The organism is Aeromonas schubertii (genome assembly GCF_000820105.1).
Taxonomy (GTDB): Bacteria; Pseudomonadota; Gammaproteobacteria; order Enterobacterales; family Aeromonadaceae; genus Aeromonas; species Aeromonas schubertii.
Genome location: NZ_CDDB01000069.1, coordinates 1 through 19,495, shown reverse-complemented (window position 1 = coordinate 19,495; position 19,495 = coordinate 1). Strand labels below are relative to the sequence as shown.

Sequence of the window (19,495 nt, the reverse complement as noted above, 5' to 3'; positions counted from 1 at the left end):
TCTCTCCTTACAGGGTGCGGATATCGGTGAAGTGACCGGTCACGGCGGCGGCGGCGGCCATGGCCGGGCTCACCAGATGGGTGCGGCCGGCACGTCCCTGACGCCCTTCGAAGTTGCGGTTGCTGGTGGAGGCGCAGCGCTCCCCCGGTTGCAGGCGGTCGTTGTTCATGGCCAGGCACATGGAACATCCCGGCAGACGCCACTCGAAACCGGCTTCGATGAAGATCTTGTGGAGCCCCTCGGCCTCGGCCTGGGCCTTCACCTGTTCCGAGCCCGGCACCACCAGGGCCTGCACGCCGGCGGCGACCCTGCGCCCCTGGGCGATGGCGGCGGCGGCGCGCAGATCCTCGATGCGGCTGTTGGTGCATGAGCCGATGAACACCTTGTCGATGGCCACGTCGGTGAGCTTCTGACCGGCGCTCAGCCCCATGTATTCGAGCGCCTTGCGGGCGGACTGCTGCTCGATGAGATCGTCAAAGCTCTCGGGGGAAGGGATCGGGGTGTTGACGTCGATCACCTGGCCCGGATTGGTGCCCCAGGTCACCTGCGGCGCGATGTCGGCGGCGTCGAGTACTACCTCGGCATCGAAGTGGGCACCTTCGTCGCTCTTGAGGTTCTGCCAGTCGGCGATGGCCTGCTCCAGTGCCTCGCCCTGGGGGGCGAACACCTTGCCGCGGATATAGTCGATGGTGGTCTGGTCGGGGGCTATCATGCCCGCCTTGGCGCCGAGCTCGATGGCCATGTTGCACACCGTCATGCGCCCTTCCATGGTGAGCCCCTCGATGGCCTCACCGGCGAACTCCACCACATAGCCGGTGCCACCGGCGTGGCCGACTTTGCCTATGATGGCGAGCACCACGTCCTTGGCGCTGATCCCCTCGGCCAGTTTGCCGCGCACCGTGATGCGCATGGTCCTGGCGCGCCCCTGCTTCAGGGTCTGGGTGGCCATCACGTGCTCCACCTCGGAGGTGCCGATGCCAAAGGCCAGGGCCCCGAAGGCGCCGTGGGTGGCGGTGTGGGAATCACCGCAGACGATGGTGGTGCCGGGCAGGGTGATGCCGAGCTCGGGCCCCATCACATGGACTATGCCCTGGTACTGGTGGTTGAGATCGTAGAGGCGAACCCCGAACTCCTTGCAGTTGGTGGCCAGAGTCTCCATCTGGATGCGTGCCATCTCACCGGAGGCGGCGATGTCCTTGGTGGTGGTGGAGACGTTGTGGTCCATGGTGGCCCAGGTCAGATCCGGGCGACGCAGCCGACGATTCATGGCGCGCAGACCGTCGAAGGCCTGTGGGCTGGTTACCTCGTGCACCAGATGGCGGTCGATGTAGATGAGGGGGGTTTCGCCGTCCACCTCGCGCACTACGTGGGCGTCGAAGACTTTCTGGTAAAGGGTTTTGGCCATTGCTCTGTGTCCTTGTTATGTGCGCTTCGCTCAGATGCGGGCGGCGATCTGGCTGCCCATCTCGGCCGTGCTCTGCACCGGGTGGCGGGCCCCCTCGCTGTGCAGATCACCGGTAAACCAGCCCTCGGCCAGGGTCTGGGCGACCGCCTGCTCGATGGCATCGGCCGCTTCGTGCTGCCCCAGGCTGTGGCGCAGCAAGAGGGCGGCAGAGAGGATCTGGGCGATAGGGTTGGCGATGCCCTTGCCGGCGATGTCCGGCGCCGAGCCACCGGCCGGCTCGTAGAGGCCGAAGCCCGACTCGCTCATGCTGGCGGAGGGGAGCAGCCCCATGGAGCCGGTGATCATGGCGCACTCGTCGGAGAGGATGTCGCCAAACAGGTTGGAGCAGAGCAGTACGTCAAACTGGGCCGGATCCTTGATGAGCTGCATGGCGGCGTTGTCGATATACATGTGGCTCACCGCCACATCCGGGAACTCCCTGGCCACCTGGTTGACCACCTCGCGCCACAGCACGGAGGAGGCCAGCACGTTGGCCTTGTCGATGGAGGTCACCTTGCCACGGCGGCCGCGGGCGGCGTTGAAGGCGAGGCGGGCGATACGCTCGATCTCGAAACGGTGATAAACCTCGGTGTCGAAGGCTTTCTCGGTGGCGCCTTCTCCCTCGCGGCCCTTGGGCTGACCGAAGTAGATGCCGCCGGTCAGCTCGCGCACGCAGAGGATGTCAAAGCCGCGGTCCGAGATGTCGGCGCGCAGGGGCGAGAAGTGCTCGAGGCCGGTGTAGAGACGGGCCGGACGCAGGTTGGAGAAGAGTTTGAAGTGGGCGCGCAGGGGCAACAGGGCGCCGCGCTCCGGCTGATCGTTGGGGGGCAGATGCTCCCACTTGGGGCCACCCACCGAGCCAAACAGCACGGCCTCGGCCGCCTCGCAGCCGGCGATGGTGCCGTGGGGCAACGGGGTGCCGTGGTTGTCGATGGCGATGCCGCCCACGTCGTGCCAGCTGTACTCCAGGCTGAAGTCAAATTTGGCCTGTACCTTCGCCAGCACCTTGATGGCTTCGGCCATCACCTCGGGGCCAATGCCGTCCCCCGGTAATACCGCGATCCGATAGCTCGTCATGTTTACACAGTCTCCGTCTTGATCTTGTTGTTGCGTTCCATCTGTTCGGCCACCTGATCGGCGCGCCAGATGCTGTTGATGACGTGAAGCAGGGCGTGTGCCGACGACTCTATGATGTCGGTAGCCAGGCCCATGCCGTGGAATTTACGCCCCTTGTACTCGGCGACGATGTCGACCTGGCCGAGGGCATCTTCCCCCTCCCCCTTGGCCTTGAGGGCGTACTTGTCGATGCGGATCTCATAGCCGGTGATGCGGTTGATGCACTGGTAGACGGCGTCGACCGGGCCGTTGCCGGTGGCGGCCTCGCTGATGACCTCGTCACCTACCTTGAGCTTGACCGAGGCGGTGGCCAGCACGGAGCTGCCACTCTGCACCCCCAGATACTCCAGCTTGAAGTGCTCGGGCTCTTCATGGATCTGGCTGAAGAAGGCGAGCGCCTCCAGGTCGTAATCGAACACCTGCCCCTTCTTGTCGGCCAGGGTGAGGAACTTGGCATAGAGATCGTCGAGGCTGTAGCTGCTCTCGTCGTACCCCATCTGCTCCATGCGGTGTTTGATGACGTGACGGCCGGAGCGAGAGGTCATGTTGAGGTTGTTCTGGGTCAGGCCAATGCTCTCGGGGGTGATGATTTCATAGGTATTTTTCGCCTTGAGCACGCCGTCCTGGTGAATGCCGGAGCTGTGGGAGAAGGCGTTGGCCCCGACGATCGCCTTGTTGGGTTGCACCGGCATGTTGCACAGCTGGCTGACCAGCATGCTGGTGCGATGGATCTCGTTGTGACGAAGACCGGTCTCGAGGCCCAGGATGTCGGCGCGGGTCTTGAGGATCATCGCCACCTCTTCCAGTGAACAGTTGCCGGCGCGTTCGCCGATACCGTTGATGGTGCACTCGATCTGACGGGCCCCCATCTGCACGGCGCCGATGGAGTTGGCCACCGAGAGGCCCAGATCGTCGTGGCAGTGGACCGAGATGATGGCCTGGTCGATGTTGGGCACCCGGTTGAACAGGGTCTGGATGATGCCGGAAAACTCGGTCGGTACCGTGTAGCCGACGGTGTCGGGAATGTTGATGGTGCGGGCGCCGGCCTTGATGGCGGCCTCGACCATGCGGCAGAGGTTGTCAATCGGGGTGCGGCCGGCGTCTTCGCAGGAGAACTCCACGTCGTCGGTGTAGCGCAGGGCATGCTTGATGGCGCCGACGCCCATCTCCAGCACATCTTCGAAGCGTTTCTTGAGCTTGCTCTCCACATGGATGGAGGAGGTGGAGATGAAGGTGTGGATGCGGAAGGCCTCGGCCACCCGCAGCGCCTCACCGGCGGCGTCGATGTCTTTGGGCAGGGCGCGGGCCAGGGCGCACACCCGGCTGTTCTTGATGTGGCGGGCAATGGTCTGCACCGACTGGAAGTCACCGGGGGAGGAGACGGGGAAGCCCACCTCCATCACGTCGACGCCGAGACGCTCCAGGGCTTGGGCGATTTGCAGCTTCTCCTTGACCGTCAGGCTGGCCGCCAGGGCCTGCTCACCGTCACGCAGTGTGGTGTCGAAGATGATGACCCGATTAGACATGTCGCTTACCTCTTCCTGTGTGGTGTGTGCGTCCTGCTGCGGCGATAAAAAAACCCGTGCGGGACGCACGGGTTTTTGTAAATTCCGGTTATGCCTGCGGCCCGGCTACAAGGATCCCGCGCGAATGAACGCGATTAGGGAAATTAGTAGTAGCGGGGTGGCAATACGCATCACGGCTTCAATCCTTGGTCGAAAACGCTTTTAGCAATATCGGGAATAGGGCGCCGTGTCAACCGCTATCCCTCAGCGTGGACCAGGCAACTTATTTAATCGGATTGTAAAGGAGTGCAAATTTTCTTGTTCCATCGACGGTATTACCACGATTATTCGGCCATTCCTGCTGCCCCTCAGCGCGTCCGTAACCGGAACGACTGGTGCAGCCCTTTCCAGAAAAATCGAGGTTCCACGATGGAAAAACGTAGACCCGGACGTCCGGTCGGACGTTCTGACATCCGCGACAAGTTGCTGTCTGCTGCCCGTGAATGCTTTCGCATGAATCCCTACAGCAAGGTGACTACCCGTGAGATCGCCGAGCTGGCTGGCTCCAACCTGGCCATGATCCACTACTACTTCGGCAGCAAGGAGGGGCTCTACCAGGCCGTACTGGGTGAGCTGACCGAGCCGCTCGATCAGGTGTGGCGGGATGAGTGCAGCCAACGCTCCCTTGAGGAGCTGGTGGCTACCCACTATCAGGTGATGGGGCCGGAGGGGGAGCTCAATACCACACTCACCAGTGCGCTGGCCGCCGAGAGCAGCCCGGGCCGGGAATTTGTGCTCAACCAGCTTATCAGTCGTCAACTGCCCCAGTTCGATCAGCTCATCGAGCAGATGGAGGCCAAGGGTGAACTGGATCAGACCCTGGATCCGACCCTGCTGCGCCTCTCGTTCCTGAACCTGATGTGGCAACCGCTGATGATGCGCGAGATGTATGAGAAGGTGTTTGGGGTCACCATGGATGAGGGCTTCATGTCCCGCCTGGCCCAGCACAACTGCCGCCTCATCTCCTCGGGGCTACGCGGCGCCGCCGCTCATTAAGCGAAAGGGCCTGCGGGCCCTTTCATCATTCTGTTACCCCCTCTTCAACGAACTGTCATCTGCGCTCGCCATGCTGCACTCATCATCGGCAGGGAGGGCTGGACATGAATCGGGTACAACGCTGGGACGAGCGGGTCAGCCGCCTCTGTCTCACTCACTCCTACAATCGGGTACAGGCCCGGATCAGCCGGCTGGTGTCACGCACCGGCGATGGTCCACTCTATGCGCTGGTAGCGGCCGCGGCGCTGTGGAGCGACATGGAGAGCCACTGGCACTGGGTGAGGGTGCTGCTGCTTGCCTTCGCCCTTGAGCTGCCCTGCTATCTGCTCCTCAAGAACCTGATCCGGCGCCGGCGCCCGGCCGGTCTGCCGGTGTTTATTACCCCCTCCGATCGTTACAGCCTTCCTTCGGGCCACACTGCCGCCGCTTTTCTGGTGGCCGTGGTGCTGGGGAGCCTCAATCCCGTGCTGCTGCTCCCCTTGCTGCTATGGGCGGCGCTGGTCGGGGCCTCACGGCTGCTGCTGGGGGTACACTACCCGAGCGATCTGCTGGCCGGCGCCCTGCTTGGCACCGGATGCGCCCGGCTCGCACTGGAGTGGGCATGATGCGTATCCTCTTCGGTGTACAGGGAACGGGGAACGGCCATATCGCACGCTCCCGCACTCTGGCCCGGGCCCTGGCGGGCTCCGGCGTCCAGGTGGACTATCTGCTGAGTGGGCGAGAGCCCGAAGGCTATTTCGACATGGAGGCCTTCGGTGACTACCGCGCCTTTGCCGGGCTGACCTTCGTCAGCCATGAGGGGCGCATCTCCCCCTGGCGAACGCTGACCGCCAGCCATCCCATGCGTTTTTGGAATGATCTCTCGGCCATCGACTGCCGTGGCTACGATCTGGTGATCAGCGACTTCGAGCCCCTGACGGCCCATGCGGCCAGGCGAGCCGGTTGCCCCACTCTCGGGATCAGCCATCAGGCCAGCTTCGAGTGGCCGGTGCCACGTTGGGGGGAGAATGGCTTCAATCGCTGGCTGATGCGCCACTTTGCCCCGGTGCAGCGTCAGATCGGTTTACACTGGTTCCACTTCGGCGCACCCCTGCTGCCGCCAATCATAGATGCGTTACAGCCGTCGCCGGATAATGGCACTCTGCTGGTTTATCTCCCCTTCGAGGGGGTGGCGCAGATCCAGGGGCTGCTCTCCCGTTTTACCCTGCATCGCTTCGTCTGTTTTCACCCCGAGGTTCAGACACCCTGTCAGTGGCGCAACATCGAGTTTCGTCCCCCCTGTCGGCAGGGATTCATCAATGCCCTCAGAGGGTGTCGGGGCGTCATCAGCAACGCCGGTTTCGAGTTGGCCAGCGAGGCGCTCTCCCTGGGCAAGAAGCTCTTGGTCAAACCCCTGCGGGGGCAGTTTGAACAACTGACCAACGGCCGCAGCCTGGCTCTGATGGGATTGGCCACCCTGATGGACAGCCTGGATGCCAACACCTTGCGCCGCTGGCTCGACGAGGAGGGGGCAGGCAGGGTCGTCTGGCCAAACGTGGCCCAGGCGCTGACGCAATGGCTGGTGGCCGGCGCCAGTGAGCCACTGGAGAGCCTCTCCCGACGCCTGTGGTTGCAGACCCAGTTTCCTGAAGAGGTGAGTGAGCGATTGTGTGAGCTGGGGGCGAAGGAGGGGAGCGGGGCCGGTTGGCTGGCGACCGAGCGTGGCCATTGACTAAGCTTGAGGAGCCACGGCGGCAATCAAGGAGTGATAACCATGCGCTTTACCAATGAACACGGCGAGTCCATGACCCTGGCCGACAACCTCACCCTCAAGGAGCTGCTGGACATGGGGATCAGCATCTCGGTCAGCGAAGAGACCGATCCCGAGCAGCAGATCTGGTTGGCCGAGCCCGATGAGCAGGGGCGGCAGAAATAGATCTCTTCCTCGCGCCCGGCTTCGCCGGGCGCTCCATTTAGTCCCCCAGTGTTAGATATAAATGCTGACAGCCTCCGCTAAAATGGCAGTTTCATCGCAAACTATCCCGCCAGCTCTCTGAAATAGTGGCAATCGCCAACAGATCTGACTACCCCCGTCACCATAAACTCATGGACAAGGCCCAGGCGGCGGGTTAAGTTGGTTTTTCAACCCTTTTACGAGGGTGTGAACAGAATCGAGAAGACAGTACCGTCTCCTGCACTCGCTCTTGTCCCTGCTGGCCGGGGATGAGGGCGTGCCGGGAAGCCGCAGGGGCCGGTATCCATTGCTAAAACGGAGCAAAGCCTGGAGGGCTTTATCATGGAGATGTTATCAGGCGCCCAGATGGTGGTTCGTGCGCTGGAGGATCAGGGGGTTGAGCACATATTTGGCTACCCCGGTGGCTCGGTGCTCGACATCTACGACGCTCTCTTCGAAAACAGCAAGATCGAACACGTGCTGGTACGCCATGAGCAGGCGGCCGTGCACATGGCCGATGGCTATGCCCGCTCTACCGGCCAGGTGGGGACCGTGCTGGTGACCTCGGGTCCCGGTGCCACCAACTGCATCACGGGGATTGCCACCGCCTACATGGACTCTATCCCCCTGGTGATCCTCTCTGGCCAGGTGCCGACCGGCATGATCGGTGAAGATGCTTTTCAGGAGACCGACATGATCGGCATCTCCCGTCCCGTGGTGAAGCACAGCTTCCTGTGCAAGAAGGCGACCGATATCCCCGAGGCCATCAAGAAGGCTTATTTCATCGCTGCCAGTGGCCGCCCGGGGCCCGTGGTGGTGGATCTCCCCAAGGATGTGCAAAATCCGAAGGAGAAATTCCCCTACCAGTATCCCGAGTCGGTCTACATGCGTTCCTACAACCCCACCAAGGCGGGGCACAAGGGACAGATTAAGCGGGCCGCCAAGGCCCTGGCCGAGGCGACCCGCCCGGTCATGTATGTGGGGGGCGGGGCTATCGCCGCCAACGCCGATGGTCTGGTGACCAGGCTGGCCGAGCTGTTCAACCTGCCGGTGACCACCACTCTGATGGGGCTGGGTGCCTTCCCGGGTACCCACCCGCAGTTTATCGGCATGCTCGGCATGCACGGTACCTTCGAAGCAAACAAGAGCATGCATCACTCGGACCTGATCCTGGCGGTCGGGGCGCGCTTCGATGACCGGGTGACCAACAACGTGGCCAAGTTCTGCCCCCACGCTACCGTGGTTCATATCGACATCGATCCCACCTCCATCTCCAAGACGGTGCAGGCACACATCCCCATCGTCGGCTCGGTGGAGACGGTGCTCGAGCAGATGCTCGAGGCCATCGCCGAGAACGGCTTTGACAACGACAAGCAGGCGCTGGATGAGTGGTGGAGCCAGATCAATCAGTGGCGCGAGCGCAAGTGCCTGGGCTACCAGCGTAGCGAGAGCATGATCAAGCCGCAGCAGGTAATCGAGACCCTCTACAAGGTGACCCGGGGTGAGGCCTTCGTCGCCTCCGACGTGGGTCAACACCAGATGTTTGCCGCGCTTTACTACCCGTTTGCCAAGCCGCGCCAGTGGATCAACTCGGGTGGCCTCGGCACCATGGGCTTTGGTATTCCGGCCGCCATGGGTGCCCAGTTCGCCAACCCGGATGCGGTGGTCTGCTGCGTCACCGGTGATGGCTCGGTGCAGATGAACATTCAGGAGCTCTCGACCTGCCTGCAATACGGCATCCCCATCAAGATCATCTCCATCAACAACCGTGCGTTGGGCATGGTCAAGCAGTGGCAGAAGATGTTCTACGGCGGCCGTCACAGCCACTCCTACATGGAATCCCTGCCCGACTTCGTCAAGCTGGCCGAGGCCTATGGTCATGTGGGCATCGCAGTGAGCGATCCGGCCGAGCTGGAGGGGGCCATGGAGCGGGCGTTCGCCCTCAAGGATCGCCTGGTGTTTATGGATATCTCGGTCGATCCGGACGAGCATGTCTACCCCATGCAGATCAAGTTTGGCGCCATGGATGAAATGTGGCTGAGCAAGACGGAGAGGACCTGACAATGGGGCACACTTTTCCGGTCGAATCCATGGAGATCAAGTTTGGCTCCATCTATGACGAAATGTGGCTAAGCAAGACGGAGAGGAGCTGATGAGACACATCATATCGGTACTGCTGGAGAACGAGTCCGGCGCCCTGAGCCGGGTGGTAGGCCTCTTCTCCCAGCGTGGCTACAACATCGAGACCCTGACGGTGGCGCCGACCGAGGATCCCACCCTGTCGCGCATGACCATAGTGACCATGGGCGACGAGCGGGTACTCGAGCAGATCAACAAGCAGTTGCACAAGCTGGTGGATGTGCTCAAGGTCTCCGATATCACCGAAGGGGAGCATATCGAACGGGAGCTGGCGCTCATCAAGGCGCGCGCCACCGGGGCGGGTCGTGACGAGCTCAAGCGTCTGGCGGATATCTTCCGTGGCCAGATCGTCGATGTCACTCCCGAGCTCTACACGGTGCAGTTGGTGGGGACCAGCGAGAAGCTGGATGCCTTCATCAAGACGGCGGCCCAGACCAACGAGATCGTCGAGGTGGTGCGCTCCGGCGTGTGTGGCATCGCCCGGGCCGAGAAGGCCCTGCGGGCCTGAAACAGGCTGAAAACGAGAGGGGGCCACCGGCCCCCTCTCTTATTTCATCTGGTGTTACAGCATCTTTTCATGCGGTGTTACAGCACCTTGCGCAGGGCTCGCGCCAGTCGCTGTACTCCCTCTTCGATGGTGGCCTCATCGACGCAGGAGAAGCTCAGACGCAAGGTGTTCTTGATCTCGGGACGCACGTAGAAGGGGGCCCCCGGCACGAAGGCCACCTTCTCCTCGATGGCCAGCTCGAAGAGGGTCATGGCACAGACCGACTCGGGCAGGGTCAGCCAGAGGAACATGCCTCCCTCGGGTCGGGTCCAGCGTACGCCGGGCGGACAGTGGCGGGCCAGCGAGGCCTCCATGGCGGCGCGCTGACGGCCGTAGACGGCCTTGATCTTCTCCAGATGTGCATCGAGAGAGTGAGTGGTGAGGAAGCGGTGCAACACCTGTTGGCTGAAGGCATTGCTGTGCAGATCGGTGGCTTGCTTGGCGATGGTCACCTTCTTGCGCAGCCAGCTTGGTACCACCATCCAGCCGAGGCGGAAGGCGGGCACGACCGTCTTGGAGAAGGAGCCCAGCAACACGGTATTGTCCGGTGCCAGTTTGGCGATGGGATCGACCAGCTCCCCCTCGAAGCGCAGCTCGCCGTAAGGGTCGTCTTCCACCATCAGCAGATCGTGGCGCACCAGACGCTCGGCGACCGCCACCCGGTTGGCCGGGCTGTAGCTCACCCCGGATGGATTCTGGAAGTTGGGCACCCCATAGAGGATACGGGCCGAGGTACCGCTCGCCAGCAGGGCGTCGAGGGCGGCGAGATCCAGCCCCTCCTCACCCAGGGTGATGGGACGGAACACCGGTTGATAGACCGAGAAGGCCTGGATGGCGCCGAGGTAGCCGGGCTCCTCGATGATGAGATCTTGTCCCTCATCGACCAGCACCTTGCCAAGCAGATCCAAGGCCTGCTGGGAGCCACTGGTGATGAGGATGTTGTCCGGATCCACCTGCATGCCATAACGGCTCAGGTAGCGGTCGGCGATGTAGTGGCGCAGGGGGGCATAGCCCTCGGTGGTGGCATATTGCAGGGCTGCGGCTCCCTGCTCCTGCAGCACAGCCTGGCAGGCCTCTTCGATCTCCTTGACCGGAAACAGGTTCGGATTGGGCAGGCCGCCGGCAAACGAGATGATCTCGGGACGGGTCGCTACTTTGAGGATCTCGCGGATGAAGGAGGGCTCGACCTTCTCGAAGCGTTGGGCAAAAAACGGTTGCATTGGGTCTCTCTCTGCATGGGGCAGCCACTCCATTTGGCCACCAGGTTATCCGTTTGTAGCAGATTTAAAAAATGAGGCAACCGGCAAGCGGTGAGAATAAAAACGGGCAGGAGAAATCCTGCCCGAATTTTATGCCCATGAGGGCGCCATTTGTCGCTTTTTTCTCACCCCTATTCCGGCGCCTTCAGATAGCGCAGCAGCAGCTCTGTGCCATCGGCGATCTGCTTCTGCACCCGGCCGGGGAACAGCTCATCCATCTTGTCGAGACGATCGTACTGGGTATGCCATATCTTGCCCCACTGGGTCTCGGCGCTGCGATCGCAGGCGCTTGTGGTGGCCGGGTCGTAGCAGTCCCACAGCGCTGGATTGGTGGTCTGGGAGTAGCCGTCATAGCCGTCATGCCCGTTGATGGTGAAGTTGGTGGCCTCCACATAGGCAACCGGAATACCGAGGCAGGCGAAGCCGGCATGATCGGACCAGCCCCCCGTCTCCCCTTGCGGGTAGCCGGGGAAGGCCGGGTGCAGCTGGTAGGCATCCATGCCACCGGTCGCGGAGAGGGCCAGCAGGCGATCGCGCACCTTGGGATCGAAGCTGTAGCGGCCCGGATCGGCGCACTCGTATTCGGCCACGTCGGAGTGGGCGGAGTGGACGTAGAGGATATCGCCGCCGGCGATGGTGTCGTAGTTGACCATGGCCTTGATCCGGCTCACCTCGTCGTTGGTCAGGGTGGCCACATAGGCCTTGGAGCCGTTGAGGCCATTCTCTTCGGCTCCGAAGAAGAGAATGCGCACCGTGTAGGGGAGGGTCTGTCCCTTGAGTGCTTCGGCAGTGGCCAGCAGGGCGGTGACGCCGGCACCGTTGTCGGTCGCCCCCTCCGATCCCTTCGTCTCTCCCGTGCTGTCGTAGTGAGCACCGACGACGATGATCCGATCGCTCTTGCCCGGGATCACCACCGAGAGGTTTTCCGAACGCATCTCGACCCCTTTCTTCTGGTAGGTGAAGGGCTGACGGGTCACATCATAGCCCCAGCCGATCAACTTGTCGGCGAGCCAGTTGGCGGCCCGGGTCTCGGCGGTGCTACCGGTCGGCCGGGCACCGATCCCCTGGGTGCCGGAGCTCAACTCGATCAGGTAGTCATAGGCCTTGACGCCGGGAGCGGGGGGTTGGGAGTCATTGGCGGATTCATTGCATCCCGGCAACAGGGTAGAGAGCAGCAGGGCTAGCACGGTCTTATTCATTTTCGCTTCCTTTCTTTATTATTGAGGAGTACTGGGTAAAACATCGACACATTGCCCAATAATCAGTCATATGTGTGTGATCTGACCGCTGTTTTCATATTTTCAGCCTGCCGAGAGTAACTCTTGTATGAATTAATATTCAATATTTTTGTTTGTTGAGTCTTTTTATGTGGGGTGTCGCGGGGCTTGCACCGGCATGGGGCTGTTCTGGTGGGAGAATATGCAGGGGGGAACAGAGGGGGGCTATTTACGCAGAGAAAGTGTGCGAAACAGTTGCACTCCCGGGCTTTCTTGGGATAATTCGCTACCCTGTTTGACTGTGTTAATCCAAAGCGAAGAGTTCCCCTATGTCAGTAACCCAAGACGAATTCAACGAAGACGGCAAGTTCATGCGCAAGGTGCGCAGCTTCGTCCGTCGTGAAGGCCGCCTGACCAAGGGTCAGGAGAAGGCCCTGGCCGACCTGTGGCCCGTCATGGGGGTCGACTTCGCCCCGGCCAAGCTGGATCTGACCTCCCTCTTCGGCCGCGAGGCTCCTGTGGTACTGGAGATCGGCTTCGGCATGGGCGCCTCCCTGGTCGAGATGGCCAAGCATGCCCCTGAGAAGAACTTCATCGGCATCGAGGTACACACCCCGGGAGTTGGCGCCTGTCTGAGCGCCGCCGAAGAGGCGGGTGTCACCAACCTGCGTGTCTTCTGCCACGACGCCATCGAGGTGCTGGACCTGATGATCCCGGATGCCTCTCTCGCCTGCCTGCAACTCTTCTTCCCGGATCCCTGGCACAAGAAGCGTCACCACAAGCGCCGTATCGTACAGCCGGAGTTTGCCCAGAAGATCCGCCAGAAGATCGCCGTCGGTGGCGTCTTCCACATGGCCACCGACTGGGAGAACTATGCCGAGCACATGCTCGAGGTGATGAGCGCCGCCGAGGGGTATGAGAACACCTCCACCACCGGTAACTGGGTGGAGCGTCCCGAGTGGCGCCCGCTGACCAAGTTCGAGCAGCGCGGCCATCGCCTTGGCCACGGTGTCTGGGATCTGATTTTCAAACGTATCAACTAACTAGCAGGAGATCTCTCATGGCCAATCGTAGCCGTCGTCTGCGCAAGAAACTGCGGGTAGACGAGTTCCAGGAGCTGGGCTTTGACCTCAACTGGGCCTTCCCGGTCGGCACGTCCGAGGCGCAGATCGATGCCCTGGTCGACGCCTTCATCGACGAGGTGATCGAGCCGCGCAAGCTGGCCTTCGCGGGCTCCGGCCACCTCTCCTGGGAGGGGATGATCTGCACCCAGGCCATCGGCAAGTGTACCGATGAAGATCGTCAGCTCGTCGAGGGCTGGCTCAAGGGCAAGGGGATGGAGCAAGTCGCCGCCTCTTCCCTGTTCGACCTCTGGTATGGCGAACCGGCCTAAGCCGCTATCGCCCTGAAAAATCCCGCCATCGGCGGGATTTTTGTCTGGCAAGAAAGGGAGATTCCATGCTTTCAGATGCCCTGCTCGACTCGATATTGAGTGAGGTGCGACCCCTGCTCGGTGAGGGCAAGGTGGCCGACTATATTCCGGCCCTGGCCCAGGTGCCGGCCGATCGCCTCGGTATCGCTGTCTGTACCGTGGACGGCACCCTCTACACCGCCGGGGATGCCGCTGAGCCCTTCTCTATTCAGAGTATCTCCAAGGTGTTGAGCCTCACGCTGGCCCTCACCCTCTATGAGGAGGAGGAGATCTGGAGCCGGGTCGGCAAGGAGCCTTCGGGACAGCCGTTCAACTCCCTGGTCCAGCTCGAGTTCGAGCAGGGTATTCCCCGCAACCCCTTTATCAACGCCGGGGCTCTGGTGGTGAGCGATCTGCTCGAGACCCGTCTCACGGCGCCGCGTCAACGCACCCTGGAGCTGGCCCGCCGGCTGGCTGGTAACCCCGCCATCATTGCCGATGCGGTGGTCTCCCGTTCCGAGTATCAGCACTCGGCCCGCAATTCGGCCATTGCCTATCTGATGAAGGCCTATGGCAACTTCCACAATGAGGTGGACAAGGTGCTGCAGAGCTACTTCAATGCCTGTGCGATCCGCATGAGCTGTGTCGATCTTGCTCGCGCCTTCGTCTATCTGGCCAATCGGGGAACCCCCCTCGATGGCCAGGCTCTGCTGGCTCCGCGAACCACCAAGCAGGTCAATGCCCTGCTGGCGACCTGCGGCCTCTATGACGAGGCGGGGGATTTTGCCTACCGGGTGGGGATGCCGGGCAAATCGGGGGTCGGTGGTGGTATCGTCGCCGTGATCCCGGGTGAGCTGTCGGTCTGTGTCTGGTCTCCCGAGCTTAACAAGGCGGGCAACTCCCTGGCGGGAACGGCGGCACTGGAGTGCTTGGCCGAACGGCTGGGGCGCTCGATTTTCTGATTTAACGTCATTCAACGGAAACTGCATGATGAAGATAAACCTGGTTCGTCTGACAACCCTGCTCTGCGCCGGCCTGGCCTGGAGTGCAGGAGCCCTGGCCGGTGAGCTGCTCACCCTGAGCTATCAAGAGGCACACACCAGGGGCGCGGGCATCATAGATGTGCGTCCCAGCAACCTCTATCAGGGCTGGCCGGCAGCGGGTGAGCAGGTGGGGGGCCATGTGAAGGGGGCCGTCAACCTCTCCGGTGACTGGAAGATCCCCGAGGATCAGTGGCCCCGTCTCCTGGCCGAGAAGGGGCTCGACAAGAACAAGCCGGTCGCCCTCTACGGCGACAAGCGTCAGGTGGCCGAGATCGCCATGATGCTGGAGAAGCAGCACGGCTTCACCCAGCTCTATGAGCTGAGCGACTGGCAGAAGGCACCCCTCGAGCGCCTGCCGCGCTGGCGGCAGCTGGTGTATCCCCAGTGGCTGGAGGCGCTGCGCAAGGGCGAAAAGGTGGTTGCCGCTCCCAAGGGGGAGTGGCGCCTGTTTGAGGTGGACTGGGGTGCCCCCAAGGCATTCCTCATCGGCCATATTCCCGGTGCAGGTTACATCGATACCAACGGTCTCGAGGCCGAGCCACTGTGGAACAAGGTCTCTGACGACAAGCTCGAGAAGCTGCTGCTGGAGAAGGGAATCCGTCACGACACCACCGTCATCCTCTACAGCCGCAATACCATGGCGGCAGCCCGTGCGGCGCATCTGATGCTCTATGCCGGGGTCAAGGATGTTCGTCTGCTCGACGGCGGTTTTAACGCCTGGACCAACCAATATATGCGGATGCTGCCGACCGAGACCGGCCTGCCCCACGATTATCCGGCGGCCAAGGCGTTCGGGGTCAAGATCCCCCTGCATCCCGAGTACCTGACCGACGTACCCGGCGCCAAGCAGGTGCTGGCTGCCAAGGATGGGGCTCTGGTCAGTGTGCGCAGCTGGCCCGAGTTTATCGGTGAGACCTCGGGTTACAGCTATATCGAGCCCAAGGGAGAGATCCCCGGTGCCAAGTGGGGTCATGCGGGAGCCGATGCCAACGACATGAGCGACTACCACAACCCGGATGGCACCATGAAGGATGCCAGCCAGATCCTGGCCATGTGGCAGCAGTGGGGGATCACGGCCGACAAGCAGGCGGCCTTCTACTGCGGTACCGGCTGGCGTGCCTCCGAGGCCTTCTTCTACGCCTGGCTGATGGACTGGCGACGCATCAGCGTCTATGACGGGGGCTGGTACGAATGGAGCGCTGACCCCAAAAACCCCGTCGTGACCGGTGAGCGTCAACCGGGGTGAGAGACAGAGGCCGAACCCATGTTCGGCCTCTTTTTTTGCGTCTTTCTCAACAGGGTCTCCTCATTCTGCGATGCAGAATGCACCGATTGGCTATCGAACTCGCTTCGAGTGGCAGTGTTAACGGTGTGGCGTGTGATATGCAGAGTGCTCCTCTCGAAACCGGGTTGTCGCAAGGAGCGCATCATGTCGATAAGGCAGAAACTGGGGCTGGGGATCATCTTGCCCCTCTTGGTACTGGCTGCCCTGATGATGGGGGCATTTCACCTGGCCAACCGAATGATGGATGGTATGAACGCCATGTATCAGGGGGAGGTGGTCCAGCTCAAGGAGCTCAAACAGATCGCCGATCTCTACGCCGTCAACATCATAGACGCGGCCAACAAGACCAATGTGGGAGGCATGACCGGCGTTGAGGCTCGCCAGGGGATGCTCGATGCCCGCAGCCAGACGCAAACCATCTGGCGCACCTACCGCAGTGCCTCTATGTCCGATGAGGAGAACCGGCTCGCCGATGAGGTGGAGCGGTTGTTGGTTCCGGCCGATCGGGAGGTCGATCGCATTGTGGCTGTGCTCGATGGCATCAAGCCGGGAGAGCTGGCCCCCTATATCATGCCCCTCTATAACACGGTCGATCCCTTCAGCACGGCGGTGAGTAACCTGGTGGAGTACCAACTTCTCTCCGCAGAGCGCAGTATGGCCGCTCTCAATGGCCTCAAGAGCGCCAGATTGGGTCTGCTGATGGTATTGGGAGGGGCCGCCATGGTGGCGCTGGTGTTGGTTGGGCTCTGGATCGGGCGCAGTGTCAGCCAGCCCCTTGCCCTGATGGCCAGTGGCCTCTCCAGGATGGAGCGGGATCTGGATCTGAGTCAGCAGATCCCCATAGTACGGCAGGATGAGCTGGGCTCTCTGGCCAGGGGGCTCAACGGGGTAAGCCAGCAGTTTCGCCTGACCATAGGGGAGATCTCGGGCATGACCCGCACCCTGGCCGACTCGGCGCGGGCCCTCTCGACCCTGTCGGGAGAGAGCCGTAACCTGATGAATCGCCAGCAGGCCGAGACCGAACAGAGTGCGACGGCCATGAATCAGATGAGTGCCACCGTCTCCGAGGTGGCCCACAGCTCGACCAGCGCAGCCGATGCCGCCGCCCGGGCGGATCAGAGTGCCCGCCGCGGTCAGAGTGTGGTGCGCGAGGCGATCAAGGGCTCCGAGACCCTCTCAAGTCAGATCCGCAGCACGGCCGACCTCATTACCCAGCTCACCAACGCCAGCAACGATATCAGTAGCGTGATGGATGTGATCCGCGGCATCGCCGAGCAGACCAACCTGCTGGCTCTCAACGCCGCCATCGAGGCCGCTCGGGCCGGGGATCAGGGGCGTGGCTTTGCGGTGGTGGCCGATGAGGTGCGCACCCTGGCCCAGCGTACCCAGAACTCCACCAGCGAAATTGCCCAGACCATCGACAAGTTGCAGCAGGGGGCAAGCCAGGCGGCGGAGAGCATGCAGCAGGGGCTGGCCATGGTCGATCAGACCACTGAGACGGTCCGCCAGTGCGGCTCGGCGCTGGAAGAGATAGTGGGGGCCGTGGATCTCATTAGCGAGATGAACACCCACATCGCCACGGCGGCCGAAGAGCAGAGCAAGGTGGCCGAAGAGATCTCCCGCAATGTCTCCAACATCTCCCACATTGCCAGTGAGACCAATGCGTCGGCCGATACCCTGATGGGGCGCAGCAGCGAGCTGGAGGATCTGGCCGCCGGGCTCAAGGCCAAGGTCGGCCAGTTCCACTGCTAGCAGGCCTGCCCGCGAGAGAGGGCCGTGGCGGCCGCCTCTTGCTGGGTGGCAAAGAGGCGGGCGAAGCGTGAGCTCGGGTTGGCCAGCAGGGCCACCGGCGAGCCCTGCTCCACCACCCGGCCCGCCTCCATGACGATGACCCTGTCCATGGCCAGCAGGGGGGCCAGGTGGTGGGCGATCACCAGGAAGCTTGCCTCGCCGCGCCAGCGGTAGAGCAGCTCGGCGGCGCGAGCCATGGCCTGGGGATCGAGATCCGAGGTGGCCTCGTCGAGCACGATCAGGGGGCGGCGTGAAAGCAGGATACGCGCCAGCACCAGCAGCTGGGTCTCACCGGCCGACAGTTGCAGGGTGTCGAGGGGCTGGTCCAGCTGTCCCAGGCAGCGATCGGCCAGACCGACCCGATCCAGTGCCGCGAGCAGAGTGGCCTCCTCCTGCCCGCCGAGGGGGGCCAGGTTTTCGCGCAGGGAGCCGAAGAAGGTAAGCGGGGTCTGGGAGACGGTGTCGAAGAGGGATCGCACCGCGTCAGGGTCGAGCCGTGACAAGGGGTGTCCGGCGAACAGTATCTCTCCCTCGGCGGCCGGGTACATGGCCTGCAGCAGGCCGAGCAGGGAGCTCTTGCCGGCGCCGGTGCGCCCGCACACGCCCACTTTCTCCCCGCGTCCCAGGGTGAAACTCACCTCGCGCAGGGCCCATTGGGGCGCCTCGGGGTAGCGCAGCCCCACCCCTTCGAAGCGCACCACCGGATGGGGTTCGGTGAGGCGTTCGCCGCCCGCCCGCTCGGTCTCTATCTCGCTGTACTCGCGCACCCGCTCCACCGCATTCATTACCTGCTCGACCTCCGCCAGGGTGCGGATCAGGGCATTGAGCATGCTCGAGGTGGTGAAGGCATAGGTGATGGCGAGGCCACCGATGAGGGGGCTGGCACCGAAGGCGACCAGCAGCGCCACGCTACCCACCAGGCTGGCCGAGACCAGGGTTTGATGGATGCCGAGCCAGCGGTTGATGGAGGTGGTGGTGTACCAGCTCTGCAGGTTACGGTCGAAGTGGGTCAGTACCTGGTCCAGGGCGAAGCGCTCGGCCCCCGCCAGGCGCAGGGAGGGGGCACCACGAATGGTTTCACCGATGGCCACATAGAGGGGGGAGCGTAGCACCGACGAGTAGCGGCGCAGCTTGAGCTGAACCCGGCGATAGCCACGCTGTAGCCGGTAGAGCGCCAGAGCCAGCAGGGCGAACAGGGGCAGCAGCGGGGGCATCTGGCTGCCGATCACCCCCATCTGCAGCACTATGGTCACTCCCATGGCGAGCAGGGCCGTCATCATGGAGATGAGGGCCTCCTGGGCCTCCCCGAGATCGTGGTCGAAGCGGTTGAGGATGCGCCCCTGGGGCACCTTGTCGAAGAAGGCCATGGGGGCACGCGAGATCCTCCCCAACATGCCCTGAAAGAGGCGCCAGGCGAGCCGCAGCGCGAGCCGGTAGTCGAGTACCCGGCCCAGGGCCAGGGCCAGCAGGGCTCCGCCACCGAGCAGGGCATAGCCGGTCAGCAGGGGAGCGGCGTCACGTGCCCCCTGGCTGCCGAGCCAGAGGTCCGAGCCGATACGCAGCCCCTCCTGCAGCACGGTGAGTAGCACCACCCCGAGCACCATGGCCGGTGCCGCCACCTGGCGCCACAAGAAGCCGAGCAGCCCCCAGTCGACGCCCCCCTGGGCCACCGTCTCGTCACTGAATTGCTCTGCTTCGTCGGCACGGGCCGTCGGGGGGAGGGAGGGGGGCAGGGGCAGCTCATCCACC

Annotated in this window: 17 protein-coding genes; 11 read left to right on the top strand and 6 right to left on the bottom strand. The window is 62.7% G+C overall.

Features of this window, described 5'->3' with window-relative positions; all coding sequences use genetic code 11:
• Positions 1-7 precede the first annotated feature (7 nt).
• The 3 genes from leuC to leuA are packed head-to-tail and all read right to left on the bottom strand — an operon-like array spanning position 8 to position 4,086.
• Positions 8-1,405, bottom strand: coding sequence for a 3-isopropylmalate dehydratase large subunit (leuC, locus tag BN1133_RS14360; RefSeq protein ID WP_050667180.1), 1,398 nt, complete (start codon positions 1,403-1,405; stop codon positions 8-10).
• Between the two features lie 30 nt (positions 1,406-1,435).
• Positions 1,436-2,521, bottom strand: a complete 1,086-nt coding sequence (gene leuB, locus BN1133_RS14355) for a 3-isopropylmalate dehydrogenase (protein WP_050667179.1) — start codon at positions 2,519-2,521, stop codon at positions 1,436-1,438.
• A gap of 2 nt (positions 2,522-2,523) precedes the next feature.
• Positions 2,524-4,086, bottom strand: a complete 1,563-nt coding sequence (leuA, locus tag BN1133_RS14350; protein ID WP_050667178.1) for a 2-isopropylmalate synthase — start codon at positions 4,084-4,086, stop codon at positions 2,524-2,526.
• A 408-nt stretch (positions 4,087-4,494) separates the two neighbouring features.
• Here leuA and BN1133_RS14345 point away from each other — a divergent pair, with 408 nt between their 5' ends.
• The 6 genes from BN1133_RS14345 to ilvN all read left to right on the top strand — a co-directional run bounded on the left by BN1133_RS14345 (position 4,495) and on the right by ilvN (position 9,701).
• The gene (locus tag BN1133_RS14345) at positions 4,495-5,121 is read left to right on the top strand and encodes a TetR/AcrR family transcriptional regulator (protein ID WP_050667177.1); all 627 of its coding nucleotides are present in this window, start codon (positions 4,495-4,497) and stop codon (positions 5,119-5,121) included.
• Positions 5,122-5,225: 104 nt separating this feature from the next.
• Complete coding sequence (locus BN1133_RS14340) at positions 5,226-5,726, top strand: phosphatase PAP2 family protein (protein ID WP_050667176.1); 501 nt, start codon at positions 5,226-5,228, stop codon at positions 5,724-5,726.
• Positions 5,726-6,832, top strand: coding sequence for an MJ1255/VC2487 family glycosyltransferase (locus tag BN1133_RS14335; protein ID WP_050667193.1), 1,107 nt, complete (start codon positions 5,726-5,728; stop codon positions 6,830-6,832). Before BN1133_RS14340 ends, BN1133_RS14335 begins: the two co-directional genes overlap by 1 nt.
• A 42-nt stretch (positions 6,833-6,874) precedes the next feature.
• Positions 6,875-7,036, top strand: a complete 162-nt coding sequence (locus BN1133_RS20155) for a hypothetical protein (protein WP_136614369.1) — start codon at positions 6,875-6,877, stop codon at positions 7,034-7,036.
• 360 nt (positions 7,037-7,396) lie between these two features.
• The gene (locus tag BN1133_RS14330; RefSeq protein WP_050667175.1) at positions 7,397-9,115 is read left to right on the top strand and encodes an acetolactate synthase 3 large subunit; all 1,719 of its coding nucleotides are present in this window, start codon (positions 7,397-7,399) and stop codon (positions 9,113-9,115) included.
• A gap of 91 nt (positions 9,116-9,206) precedes the next feature.
• On the top strand, positions 9,207-9,701 hold the full coding sequence (gene ilvN / locus BN1133_RS14325; protein WP_050667174.1) for an acetolactate synthase small subunit: 495 nt from the start codon (positions 9,207-9,209) through the stop codon (positions 9,699-9,701).
• 77 nt (positions 9,702-9,778) lie between these two features.
• Here ilvN and BN1133_RS14320 read toward each other — a convergent pair whose 3' ends face one another.
• A complete protein-coding gene (locus BN1133_RS14320) occupies positions 9,779-10,960 on the bottom strand; it encodes an aminotransferase-like domain-containing protein (protein WP_050667173.1) in 1,182 nt (393 codons plus the stop codon).
• 170 nt (positions 10,961-11,130) lie between these two features.
• Complete coding sequence (locus BN1133_RS14315) at positions 11,131-12,198, bottom strand: M28 family metallopeptidase (RefSeq protein ID WP_050667172.1); 1,068 nt, start codon at positions 12,196-12,198, stop codon at positions 11,131-11,133.
• A 347-nt stretch (positions 12,199-12,545) separates the two neighbouring features.
• On the opposite strand from BN1133_RS14315, the gene trmB reads away from it, so the two are divergent.
• The 5 genes from trmB (at position 12,546) to BN1133_RS14290 (ending at position 17,707) form a co-directional block, all read left to right on the top strand.
• Positions 12,546-13,259: a tRNA (guanosine(46)-N7)-methyltransferase TrmB gene (gene trmB / locus BN1133_RS14310; protein ID WP_050667171.1), complete on the top strand. Its 714-nt coding sequence runs from the start codon at positions 12,546-12,548 to the stop codon at positions 13,257-13,259.
• 17 nt (positions 13,260-13,276) lie between these two features.
• Positions 13,277-13,609: a YggL family protein gene (locus BN1133_RS14305; protein WP_050667170.1), complete on the top strand. Its 333-nt coding sequence runs from the start codon at positions 13,277-13,279 to the stop codon at positions 13,607-13,609.
• Between the two features lie 65 nt (positions 13,610-13,674).
• Positions 13,675-14,589, top strand: coding sequence for a glutaminase B (gene glsB, locus BN1133_RS14300; protein WP_050667169.1), 915 nt, complete (start codon positions 13,675-13,677; stop codon positions 14,587-14,589).
• A gap of 28 nt (positions 14,590-14,617) precedes the next feature.
• On the top strand, positions 14,618-15,916 hold the full coding sequence (locus tag BN1133_RS14295; protein ID WP_050667192.1) for a rhodanese-like domain-containing protein: 1,299 nt from the start codon (positions 14,618-14,620) through the stop codon (positions 15,914-15,916).
• Between the two features lie 183 nt (positions 15,917-16,099).
• A complete protein-coding gene (locus BN1133_RS14290; RefSeq protein WP_082178016.1) occupies positions 16,100-17,707 on the top strand; it encodes a methyl-accepting chemotaxis protein in 1,608 nt (535 codons plus the stop codon).
• Here BN1133_RS14290 and BN1133_RS14285 read toward each other — a convergent pair.
• A partial coding sequence (locus BN1133_RS14285) for an ATP-binding cassette domain-containing protein (RefSeq protein WP_157432348.1) occupies positions 17,704-19,495 on the bottom strand: 1,792 nt, incomplete at its 5' end. The two genes, BN1133_RS14290 and BN1133_RS14285, sit on opposite strands and share 4 nt — an antisense overlap.